Origin of the sequence: Mammaliicoccus sp. O-M54 (assembly GCF_022386035.1) — a bacterium.
GTDB classification, from domain to species: Bacteria; Bacillota; Bacilli; order Staphylococcales; family Staphylococcaceae; genus Mammaliicoccus; species Mammaliicoccus sciuri_A.
Window position 1 is genome coordinate 1 of the sequence record NZ_JAJNJE010000016.1, and the last position, 11,366, is coordinate 11,366.

Below are 11,366 nucleotides of genomic sequence, written 5' to 3' on the forward strand. Positions count from 1 at the left end.
AATCTCATAATATACAAAGTGGTGAAACAAGCACTATTCAGTTACCGCAAACAGATCTTATCAAATTTATTTTTGAAGAAGGATTTATAGCGGTTAGACCATCAGGAACAGAACCAAAAATGAAACTGTATTTCTCATTGAATGTAGAGAAGTTGAACGATGTGATAGAGTTATTTAGGGAAAAGTTTAATTTAAAATAATTCATTATGTAAAAAAGCAACCTTCAATAAGTAGGTTGTTTTTTGTATACTATTAAATTTTGTAAAACTAGATTTGTAATTATTATACTTTTTTATTAGTTAAGATGAATAGTTTAATTGATTTAAAAACGTTGAATTGTAATATTAAAAATAAAATGTTGAAAATCAAATTTACAAATGTAATATTTTGTAGTTTAATAATAATATTGATGTTTACAAAGGGGAGAGGTCGAGCATTGAAGAATATAGTTCTGGTAGTGGTTATTTTTTGTCTCACAATAATGTCTGCAGTCTTAATGATAACAACAGACAATGAAGCTAAAGATAGTAAAAAGACAAAAAAAGAAAAAACGGAACAGACGACTAAGAAAAAAGAACAACAGCCGAAGAAACAAGATAAAGCAATCAATATAAAGAATCAAGAAGAACTAGCTGAAATTATTTACAGTAAACAAGATGAGCAAACAAAGATGAACGCATATAATGAAGCAATCAAAAAAGGGATATTACCACGAAGTCATAGTTATCAAGAAGCGATTTATGCATATGAAGAATCAGTATGGTTGAAGAAAAATTCTGGAGATAATTAGTACACTAAAATAGTTATTAGCTAATAGAAATAAATGTATTGTTGCGCAATTAGTATAGATAAGGAGATATATAATGAATGAATTAACAGTTATTGTCACATATTATAATGAGGAAGAGTATATTCGAGAATGTATTAGAAGTCTTAAAAATCAAAGAAACCAAGACTTTAATGTGATTATTGTTAATGATGGCTCAGAAGATAAAACGACTGAAATATTATTAGAAGAGTTAGAAACTTATGATAAAGAAGTACAAATTATTAATTTTGAAAAAAACCAAGGTCATGCAAAAGCAAGAAATAAAGCAATTGAGAATGTAAATACTGATTACTTTATGTTTTTAGATGCTGATGATCAACTTGCCTCTTATGCAATTGGTTATTACTTAAAGAATATTGATGGACTAGATGCTTTAATTGCACCAATTTATAAATTTACACTTCGAAAGCCACAATTCATTAACCAGAATATAGTTAAAGTGAGAAGACTGAATTATGAAACAAATGCTAATTCGTTCTTGAGAAAGAATTCAGCTTGTAACATTTTATTTAAAACAAGTATTGCTAAAAAATATAATGTCAAATTTAATGAAGAACTAGAAATTTATACTGATAATTCATTCCTTATCGACTATGCTTCTCATGTAGATGAATTCGTGAGAGTATTTAACTTCCCATTTTATTATCGTGGTGAAGTTTATGATCCGTTTAAAACACAAGTATTAACTGAACAAGAATTTGATAAATTATTTGTTGATTATGCGAAAAGTTTCTTTGATTCATTGAAGAGAAATAAAAATAAAATTCATAGAAAATTTTTATTAGATAAAATGAAAATAAAGATTATAAAAGAGTTTAATCCTGGTCAAAGGGACATTCAATCTCGATATCAAAAACATGGAGAACTTCTAAGTAGAATAGCAAAAGAATTGAAATCACCTAATTTAAATGAGGGTAAATACTTATTCCAAATAGAAATGTTCTTATTACGTATGAAAAAACCAGAACTTGCTTTGAAAGTTAATAAATTCAGAAAGTATTCAAGACATTTTAAAAGTATCCTTCTTAGAACAAAAAATAAAAATAAAGCTATTTATTCCTTATTTGATAATGAATCAAATGTTGATGATAATGTAGTTGTATTTGAAGCCTTTGGAGGTAAAAACTATAGTGATAGCCCGAAATATATCTATGAATATATGCTAGAAAATTATCCGGAAAATCAGTATGTTTGGATACTAAAAAAACCAAGTCAATCTGATATACCAGGAAACCCATTAAAAATTAAAAAGGGTTCTTTAGAATACTATAAAGCATATTCTAAAGCTAAAGTTTGGGTTAATAATGCGAGATTACCACTAACTTTAAATAAAAAAGAGAATCAAAAATATATTCAAACTTGGCATGGTACACCACTAAAAAAATTAGCTAACGATATGAAGGTTGTAAGAATGCCAAGTACAACAACACCACAATATAAAAGGAATTTCCATATGGAAACTTCTAGATGGGATTATTTAGTATCCCCTAACCGTTATTCTTCAGAAATCTTTGAATCAGCCTTTTGGATGGATGAAGAAAGAGTGCTTGAAATCGGTTATCCAAGAAATGACATTCTAGTTACACATGCAAATGATGAAGAATTCATTTCTAAAATAAGAGAAAATGTGAATATACCAGAAGGTAAGAAAGTCTTAATGTATGCACCAACTTGGAGAGATGATGAGTTTATTAAGAAAGGTCAATATTTATTTGAGTTAAAAATCAACTTGCAAAACCTTTATGAAAGTATTGGTGAAGAATATGTTATCTTGTTAAGAATGCATTACTTAATATCAAATGCTATAGATTTATCTGGATATGAAAACTTTGCTATAGATGTTTCAGATTATGATGATATTTCAGAATTATATCTTATTACGGATGCCTTAATAACAGATTATTCATCAGTAATGTTTGATTATGGCGTTTTAAAAAGACCACAATTCTTCTTTGCATATGATATTGAAAAATATGATAAAGATTTAAGAGGATTTTACTTAGATTATGTTAATGACTTGCCAGGACCGATTTTTGAGGATCCATTTGATTTAGCTGATAGTTTGAAAGATATAGATTTAATTAAAGAATCTTATCAAGATAAAATTGATGAATTCTATGAACGATTCTGTAGCTTAGAACAAGGGGAATCATCTAAGTATATTGGTGAATTAATTAATAAAGAAATAAATAATAAATAATGATCTTATAATAAAGAATTTACAATTTTATTAACTATCCATCGTAAAGTTTGGATTAATATTATAATTACACAACCAGTAATAGCCCAACCACATATGTGATTGGGCTATTACTTTTCTTCCAATGTGAGATATGATTACATTTGGAAGAGGAAGTAAATCTATAAATATTACAACACTAAGTAGTCCTATTAATTAAAGTAATTATAGTTGTATATATTTAAATCAAAACTTATTAAGGATTGTTATTAAAAGCACCGTCAACATTAATATCTTTCATTTCTTGAACTTCTTGTTCATTATTTAGTGTAAAGACATGAACTTTTAAGCCGTGTTTATGTACTTTTTCTACTAATTTTTCATTAACAATATCTTTATTGAAACCAAGTCCATATGTGAATTCAGATAGTCTTTCCATTTCTTTGTCGTTTAATTTTTTTACATCTTTATCATCTATCAGATGAATTAACGGTATATTTTCGTTTAATTTATGTATATTTTGTAGACTAGTCTCGGAGAAAGATTGAATAATTAAGTTGCCTTTTTTCAAACTTTCTTTTTTAAGCAAACCATTATTTTCTAAATCTTTTATTAGTTTTTTATCCATCCCTGGATACATATCTGGATGTTTAGTTTCAATATAGAAATTAGTTTTATCTTTATATTTATTTAAAATATCATTTAATTCTGGTACTTTTTCATTCTTATATTTTTTATCAAACCAGGATCCAGCATCTAAGCTTTTTATTTCTTTTAAAGTTTTATCTTTTACTAATCCAGTACCATTTGTAGTTCTATCTACTTTATTATCATGCATTGCGATTAACTTTTTATCTTTAGTCATTTGTAAATCTAACTCTGTATAATCTGCATTTTGTTTTATGGCTTTATCATAAGATGCATATGTATGTTCTGGTTTTGAACCACTTGCGCCTCTGTGCGCTATGTTTAAATAGTCTTTATCTAAAGTGCTGTTCCCACATCCAGCTAATAATATACAATTTAATATACTAATACCTATTAATCTCTTCATGTCATTCTCCTACAAGTTTATTTTCTATTTATTATAGTATCATTTATTTACATAAAAATACCCTGCTTATTAATCTTAGTCACTTGTAATTATAGAGATAATTGAGTTCTTTTTATATGATTTTTTCTATACAATCTACCCAATATGTTAAGCTATAACAAACATTTCTTTTTTAGTACGACGTGAGAGATATAAAGCTTAATACTAAAATGGGGGTTGGGATATTTATGGCTTATTTGTTTGATAAGGGGAGGTTTGTTTCGAAGGATCGTAATAAACCTAAAGAAATCTATGCGCTTCATGAGCCTATTGATTTTATGAATCAAAAGCGTATTCAAATTGATACGGGTAGCAGTTCGAATTTTATTCAGTTAGCTAGACAGGATCGTAAACTACATGAAATGTATAAAGAAATCTTGGCTAATGATTATATTTTGTATTTTCATCAAAAGACGATTTCTAAGTTCTATAAGCGTTCTGATGTTCAAGAATTATTTCAGAGAAAAGACTTAATCAGACATAAGGATATTTTCTATACGTTAGATGAGCCGGTTGGTAGGAAGGTAAATGATGAGGTGCCTAAGAAGTTGCTTGTTATTTTTACTTGTATGCCAGATGCTAAGCGATATGATAGTTCGTTGATTCCGAACAGGATGTTTCCTAAGTTCTTTGATGGTATTGAGAGAAGTCTCGTGAAGAATGTTTATACTCTAAGAATAATGGATTTAAATGTATCACATGGCTCTCATTATATTAGTACGACGAATTATCCTGAATATGAGCAGGAAATTCAAAGTACGATTTTAAAGGTGATGGAAGAACTTAATATTGATAAAGAGCATGTTGTACTTTACGGTGGTTCTAAAGGCGGTACGGGTGCGATTTATCACGGTACGGCGCTAGATATGAATACTTTAGCAGTAGATCCAATTGTGAATATTGGTGGTGCGTTAGAGCAGAAAGATAGAAGGTTCTTAAAGGATTTGAGAAATGACGATTTAGTGCCTCAAATTAATCAACATTTATATGATAGCAATGAACATACGAAATACGTGATATGTAGTGAAAATGTTGAACTGTATTATAAACAGACAGATCGTATTGATGCATCTAAGATTTACAAAATCAACTTACCAGATAAACATATTACGTCACATCCTGAAGTTTCAAGAAATTGCGTACCGGAACAATTAACCATCTTAAATAATTTCTTTGCAACACATATATAAAGGTTAGCTCATACGAGCTAACCTTTTTTGATGTTATCTTATTCCTCAACGCCTAATTCTTTCTTTGCCATCTTCTCATATGCCGCTTCTCCTGAAGCAAGTGCAAATTCAGCGATAAACATTGGAAACACTGCATTCAATTCAATAATATGTTCTTTCATATGTGGCCATGTCGTTCCACCAGCTTTATCATAAGCTTCTATTAGCTCATCTAGCGCTTCATCGCCAAATACACGATGATGTCCCATGAAATCATTGGACGGGTCTGCATGACTGGCTTCTGTCCAATCTATCAAACCTGTCACATTTGCTTCTTTATCCACCATAATATGACCTGGATGCAAGTCTCCATGTATCATCGTGACATGATTTGGCCAGAGCTCATCATGCTCTAACCACGTTTCCCATCTATTCCATAGGTCGGGGGAGACACCGAACGTTTCTTTCACTTTATGCATACGTTCTTGATAATCTTCTTTAATTTGTTCAATCGTTGTCGTCTTAATATCACTTGAAGCGAGCTCTTCGTTTGTTATTCGATGTAAATCGACGAGTACTTCTGCCAGTGTATCAATAAAATTCTGAGGTACGGGTTTATGTTCTATTTCCCATACATATTGTTGTAATTCAGGATCAATTGTAGCTGCAGGTACGCCTGTTAGTTTAGGATATGCAATTAATGTTTCTTTATGAATTTGCCAATTAGGGACTTCAAATGATACATGTTGTTGTATGAAGTCTACGGTTTCTTTTTCTGAGTCTGTTCGCGCATACACTTCTGGTCTTCTAGGTATGCGTAATACCCATTCAACACCATGTCTATCTTCAGCAAATGCTACTTGAAAATCAAGACCTGATTCATTTATTGAAATTAATTCAGGTTGAATATCTAAACCACATTCTGAGGCAATCGTGACAATGTTTTCATGTTGTGTCATATTGAGCGCTCCTTAAAGGTTATTTTTATATTTCTCGCTTCTTATCCAATTTCTCCGTATTTCATCTTATAAGATACATAACCTGATTTATAAAAGTATTTTTGTTTTTCCGCTTCTTTGTAATCAAGTAGACCTAATGCGCGAATTACATTAAATGCAAAGTCTACTGCACTGGATCCGTTTGCTGTGACAAGGTTCTTATCAACGACACTATCTTCATTCATAAAGTCTAATGCGTTTGTATAGGCTTTGTAGTTCTTTTCAGTCGTCCATTGGTTTAAATCATTTCCTGTATGTTTATATCCCGTAAGTAATCCATTTCTTGCAAAGAAGTCAACGGCTGCACATATTGCGCCTACAACGATATTGTTGTCTAATGATGTCTTAATAAGTTGCACGAGTTGTTCATTTTCAATTTGTGACCAATTGTTACCGCCAATGATAATTAAAGCATCGTAAGGATCTTTAATGTTATCTATTGTATAGTCAACGATTGTCTTCAATTGCCCGATAGATGTAACAGTTGACTCACCTAATGATACTGTATCGATTTCAAATCCGTGTGACATAGCGAGTTCAGCAGCAACGTAACTGACTTCCCAATCTGCATATGCTTCTGTAAGAACGATTAGCGCTTTTTTCATAAAAATAACACCCCTTGTTAAATTTATTTAAAGATTATTTTTATCATGATACAAAGGCATCTCATATGCAAATGATAACTAATAGTATTTGTGGTATGATGTAATAAATGATAACGTTTCTCAATTAAAGAAGAGATATAACGGGAGTGAATAGTTATGCAAGTTGTACAAAAATTTTTATGGAATGATCGATTCGTAACGGTTGCTATGCCAGTTGGTTATGATGAACAAAATCCTAAACCATTCAAGACAGTAATCGTTCAAGACGGGGATTATATATTTAATAAACTGATTGAAGACAAGACACGAGATATTATGTATGTTGGTATTGAACCGGTTGATAGAAATAAGGAATATACGCCATGGGAAGAGCAAGTCGATCAAGCACATTATGCGGGAGAAGCTGATCAATATTTAGATATGTTGGAATTTGAATTAATACCATTTCTTAAAGAACATTATCATATCTTTGATGAAGCGGAATATTTAGCAATCGGTGGTGGGTCATTCGGCGCGTTAGTGTCATTATATGCATTATTAACACGACCGCACTTATTCGGTAGTTATATCTTAATGTCTGCTTCTATGTGGTATCCGAACTTTTTAGATTTCATTAAAAATAGCAAACCGATAGAATATCCACGTCATATTTATTGGTATGTAGGAGAGCAAGAAGGAGTAGAATATCCTAATATATTAAAATGGATGGTACCGAATACGTATGAAGCGGTTGAGTTGGTGAAAGAGAAGCTGGTCAATGATGTTTCGACTTTAACGTTTATAACAGATAAAGAAGGCATTCATAGACATGAATACTTTGAAAAATATTTCGATAAGGCGATTCATACGTTGTTTTAGATGTAATTATTATAAGAGACTTAGACATGATGGAGTGTCTAAGTCTTTTTTTATGTGACAGGGCATGTGACAATATTGTTCGTTGTATTTCTTTGTATAAATGGTAAATTATAACAAGGAATTAAAGGAGGCATAAGTCATGAACCCGACTGCATCGAATCATCGTATTTATGAATTAGATTATATTAGAGGATTTGCTTTATTAGGCATTATTTTTCTTAATGTTTCGAGCATTATACAAGTACCATTTGATTTTTCAATAGTAGAAGTTCGTTATCAGAAGTTTTTAGATATATTTATTGAATCAAAGTTTATGTCGATTTTTTCATTTTTATTTGGTGTTGGTTTTTATATTTTTATTAATCGTGCAAAAGCGAAAAGTGAACATCCATATGTGATTTATTTGAGAAGAATTGTGATATTGGCGCTGTTAGGATTAGGGCATATGCAACTCCAACCGGGAGAGGTATTGCTGGTGTACGCCATATTCGGTTTAGTGCTACTACCACTGTTTAAAGTGAATAAGTGGGTGAATTTCGCAATCGGTATCGTGCTCTTATGCGTAGCGATTGGCTTAGGTGGAAAAATATTAATGCCGCTTCCACTGTTCACTTTAGGTTTAACATTTGCTCAATTTGGTTTACATCAAAAAATGTTCCAGCATAGAAAGTATTATGCCATTATTGCGGTAATTTCGATGATCATTTCGGTAATCGGCATCTATTACTTGAATCAAATCTACGTTGGCGCTTCTTATCAAGCGATTAAATATACAGGTATTTCTGAAGCGCAATATTTGAAACAATACGCATTAACAAATCAATTTATTTTAATACTGAGTCCTATCATGACGATCTGTTACTTTAGTATACTCGTCACGTTGTTACAATATAAAGTCGTGCAACAATTATTGAAACCGTTAAGAATGTATGGACAAATGGCACTTACGAATTATATCGGGCAAACATTATTGATACTATTATTTAGCTATGGATTAGGATTATCAGATTGTCGCTTAATACATACGGCGAATCTTTGTTTAATCATTCTTGTCATACAGCTAATATTCTCAAGTTTATGGTTAAGTTACTTTAAATATGGTCCGTTAGAATACTTATGGAAAATCGGTACGTATTTTAAGATGTTTCCAATAAAATAAAAGCATAGAGTCTGGGAATTGGTATCCCGGAATCTATGCTTTTTTTATATGACTTCAATCATAATTTTAGTGATATATTCATTCTCATTATTTTTAATAACTGAATCAAATACATATTCTTCATATACATATTCACCCATTGTTAAATTCAATTCATCGATTTTATTTAACATTTTGTTGTAAGCTTCTTCAACATGTTCATCAATGCCAATATAATAACCGACTAAATATTTACCTTTTAACGTAACGGTATTTTTATAGTGCTTTTTAGAATTGGGGATATTCACGTAAAGGTAACTATAATGATAGTAATTACCACTTAAAATATCATTTTTGTGCGTTACGACACCGATTGGCTGACTAGAAAAAATTTCGTGTGATTTCAGCTCATCAATAAACTGGTTAATCGATATTAAGAAATCGAGTTCTGAAGCATTCGCGATGTTGTCACTGATATAGAAAGTCATTTCATCATATTCTTCAATTTTAATTTGATCAAAGGAAGTTTCCATAGCGTCTCTGATGAGTTGAATTTTACTATCAATGATCATTTCATTGTATTCTAAATGCTTCTTCTGTTCTTGAATTGTTTTCTTCTGTTGCGTCATCAAATTTAAAAAGTGCTCTGGTGATTTATTTTGTGTATATTCTTTAATTTCTTTAAGTGGCATGCCGAGTTCTTTCAATAAAGTAATCACACTTATAAGTTCAATTTGTTTAATGGAGTAATATCGGTATCCAATTTCGTTCTTATAATCTGGTTTAAAAAGATTGATTTTATCATAGTATATGAGTGTCTGGCGACTAACATTTGTTAAGCTTGCAAACTCACTTATAGGTATTTGATTAATTTTTTGCATAAATTAAGTTCCTCCTATTGACTGTATAGTTACTATACACTATAAATTGTATATATTAAAGATTGCATTATGTTATGCAAATCAAAATAAATAGATTAGAATATAGTGAAAATCACTTAATATTTGAAAAAGTAATGAAGAAGGAGGTCTAAAATGAATAATAAGTTAAACGTTTTATATTTTAATATATTTTTAATGTTTTTAGGTATTAGTATTGTTATACCAGTATTACCTACAATTTTGCATGATTTAGATTTAAATGGAAGTGATTTAGGCATGCTGGTGGCAGTATTTGCAATGTTCCAAATGATTGCTTCACCGTTTGGAGGACGATTTGCAGATAAGTTTGGTAAAAAAATTATTATCATTATCGGCCTGCTGTTATTCTCCATTTCAGAATTTATTTTTGCAATGGGTAATTCATTTTCAATACTTTTAGTTTCAAGAGTATTAGGTGGCATTAGTGCAGCGTTTGTCATGCCTGGTGTAAATGGTATGATTGGAGATTTATCAACTTCAGAAAATAGAGCAAAGAACTTTAGTTATATGTCAGCCGTTATTAATACAGGGTTCATAGTTGGACCAGGTGTAGGAGGATTCTTAGCGGAAATTTCGCATAGAATGCCTTTTTATTTTGCTGGTGCACTTGGCATCATCGCTTTGTTATTCTCAGTATTCCTTTTAAAAGAAGCAAGTGACGATGATTCAAATGAAACAGCACGTCCTAAAGTCAAAGAGCCATTTCCATATAAATTGTTTATCGTACCAGTCATTATTATGTTGATATTGTCATACGGTTTAGCATCTACAGAAACAATGTTCTCACTATATACAGCAGAGAAAGTAGGCTTTGAACCGAAAGATATTTCTATCGCGATTACAGGTGGCGCTATAGTAGGGGTTATATTCCAATTATTCTTATTCGAGAAACTTGTCGGTAAGATCGGTGAAATTAAATTAACGCTATTCTCATTAATCTACTCAGTGTTAATTCTAGGAGCCTTTGTATATGCTTCTCACTACATTACTGTGATGTTAGTCAGTTTCGTAATATTTATAGGATTTGATTTGATCAGACCATCTATGACGAACTATTTCTCTAAATTAGCAGGTAATAACCAAGGAACAGCAGGTGGCTTGAACTCAGCCGCCACAAGTGTTGGTAACTTGATAGGGCCATTAGTAGCCGGAGCAGCATTCGATATTAAAATCGACTTCCCGTTATTTATAGCCATGGCATTCTTTATCATCGCTTCAATTATCATCGCATTTTATAGACCAGATAAATTAAAATTCTAATAAAAAGTCAGGGACACCTCGCGTGATTTCCCTGACTTTCTTTTTTGGAGAAGTATATGGGGGTGAGGAGTAGGTTGGGGATGGTGAGGAGGATGGAGCGGTTTGTAAATATAGAAATGGGGTCTATAAGATAAATAGGAGCGTTGTATTTATCAAGACTGGTAAAACAAGATAAATAGAGGCGTTGTATTTATCAAGACTGGTGAAACAAGATAAATAGAGGCGCTGTATTTATCAAGACTGACGAAACAAGATAAATAGGAGCGTTGTATTTATCAAGACTGGTGAAACAAGATAAATAGAGGCTTTGTATTTAT

The 11,366-nt window shown here is 31.1% G+C and carries 10 protein-coding genes and 1 pseudogene; 7 read left to right on the top strand and 4 right to left on the bottom strand.

Annotated elements, in window-relative coordinates:
* From LQ673_RS14510 to LQ673_RS14520, 3 genes and pseudogenes are all read left to right on the top strand, one after another.
* Positions 1-200 (top strand): annotated as a pseudogene (locus LQ673_RS14510) (phospho-sugar mutase); the annotation flags it as partial.
* Positions 201-436: 236 nt separating this feature from the next.
* On the top strand, positions 437-790 hold the full coding sequence (locus LQ673_RS14515) for a hypothetical protein (RefSeq protein ID WP_191836534.1): 354 nt from the start codon (positions 437-439) through the stop codon (positions 788-790).
* 73 nt (positions 791-863) lie between these two features.
* Entirely contained in the window at positions 864-3,029 is a 2,166-nt protein-coding gene (locus LQ673_RS14520) for a bifunctional glycosyltransferase/CDP-glycerol:glycerophosphate glycerophosphotransferase (protein WP_126477281.1), read from the top strand.
* 235 nt (positions 3,030-3,264) lie between these two features.
* Here LQ673_RS14520 and LQ673_RS14525 read toward each other — a convergent pair whose 3' ends face one another.
* A complete protein-coding gene (locus tag LQ673_RS14525; RefSeq protein ID WP_191836533.1) occupies positions 3,265-4,062 on the bottom strand; it encodes a glycerophosphodiester phosphodiesterase family protein in 798 nt (265 codons plus the stop codon).
* Between the two features lie 227 nt (positions 4,063-4,289).
* On the opposite strand from LQ673_RS14525, the gene LQ673_RS14530 reads away from it, so the two are divergent.
* A complete protein-coding gene (locus LQ673_RS14530; RefSeq protein ID WP_191836532.1) occupies positions 4,290-5,291 on the top strand; it encodes an accessory Sec system protein Asp2 in 1,002 nt (333 codons plus the stop codon).
* A gap of 38 nt (positions 5,292-5,329) precedes the next feature.
* Here the strand turns inward: LQ673_RS14530 and LQ673_RS14535 are convergent, their stop codons facing one another.
* Positions 5,330-6,229 (bottom strand): macrolide 2'-phosphotransferase, encoded by a 900-nt coding sequence (locus tag LQ673_RS14535; RefSeq protein WP_191836531.1) that lies wholly within the window; start codon positions 6,227-6,229, stop codon positions 5,330-5,332.
* 41 nt (positions 6,230-6,270) lie between these two features.
* Positions 6,271-6,873, bottom strand: coding sequence for a DJ-1/PfpI family protein (locus LQ673_RS14540; protein WP_191836530.1), 603 nt, complete (start codon positions 6,871-6,873; stop codon positions 6,271-6,273).
* A gap of 156 nt (positions 6,874-7,029) precedes the next feature.
* Between LQ673_RS14540 and LQ673_RS14545 the strand changes: the two genes are divergently transcribed.
* On the top strand, positions 7,030-7,731 hold the full coding sequence (locus tag LQ673_RS14545) for an alpha/beta hydrolase (protein WP_191836529.1): 702 nt from the start codon (positions 7,030-7,032) through the stop codon (positions 7,729-7,731).
* 139 nt (positions 7,732-7,870) lie between these two features.
* A complete protein-coding gene (locus LQ673_RS14550; protein WP_191836528.1) occupies positions 7,871-8,890 on the top strand; it encodes a DUF418 domain-containing protein in 1,020 nt (339 codons plus the stop codon).
* Positions 8,891-8,934: 44 nt separating this feature from the next.
* On the opposite strand, the gene LQ673_RS14555 is transcribed toward LQ673_RS14550, so the two are convergent.
* Positions 8,935-9,750 carry a MerR family transcriptional regulator gene (locus LQ673_RS14555; protein WP_191836527.1) on the bottom strand — a complete coding sequence of 272 codons (816 nt, stop codon included), beginning with the start codon at positions 9,748-9,750 and terminating at the stop codon, positions 8,935-8,937.
* Positions 9,751-9,903: 153 nt separating this feature from the next.
* Between LQ673_RS14555 and norA the strand changes: the two genes are divergently transcribed.
* Positions 9,904-11,049, top strand: a complete 1,146-nt coding sequence (gene norA / locus LQ673_RS14560; protein ID WP_191836526.1) for a multidrug efflux MFS transporter NorA — start codon at positions 9,904-9,906, stop codon at positions 11,047-11,049.
* The last annotated feature ends 317 nt before the right edge of the window (positions 11,050-11,366 follow it).

What these genes read in the sequence shown, in the direction of transcription:
- LQ673_RS14535 (WP_191836531.1), bottom strand. Translation starts at nt 6,229, where the DNA reads ATGACACAACATGAAAACATTGTCACGATTGCCTCAGAATGTGGTTTA.
- LQ673_RS14555 (WP_191836527.1), bottom strand. Translation starts at nt 9,750, where the DNA reads ATGCAAAAAATTAATCAAATACCTATAAGTGAGTTTGCAAGCTTAACA.
- norA (WP_191836526.1), top strand. Translation starts at nt 9,904, where the DNA reads ATGAATAATAAGTTAAACGTTTTATATTTTAATATATTTTTAATGTTT.
- LQ673_RS14530 (WP_191836532.1), top strand. Translation starts at nt 4,290, where the DNA reads ATGGCTTATTTGTTTGATAAGGGGAGGTTTGTTTCGAAGGATCGTAAT.
- LQ673_RS14545 (WP_191836529.1), top strand. Translation starts at nt 7,030, where the DNA reads ATGCAAGTTGTACAAAAATTTTTATGGAATGATCGATTCGTAACGGTT.
- LQ673_RS14520 (WP_126477281.1), top strand. Translation starts at nt 864, where the DNA reads ATGAATGAATTAACAGTTATTGTCACATATTATAATGAGGAAGAGTAT.
- LQ673_RS14550 (WP_191836528.1), top strand. Translation starts at nt 7,871, where the DNA reads ATGAACCCGACTGCATCGAATCATCGTATTTATGAATTAGATTATATT.
- LQ673_RS14525 (WP_191836533.1), bottom strand. Translation starts at nt 4,062, where the DNA reads ATGAAGAGATTAATAGGTATTAGTATATTAAATTGTATATTATTAGCT.
- LQ673_RS14540 (WP_191836530.1), bottom strand. Translation starts at nt 6,873, where the DNA reads ATGAAAAAAGCGCTAATCGTTCTTACAGAAGCATATGCAGATTGGGAA.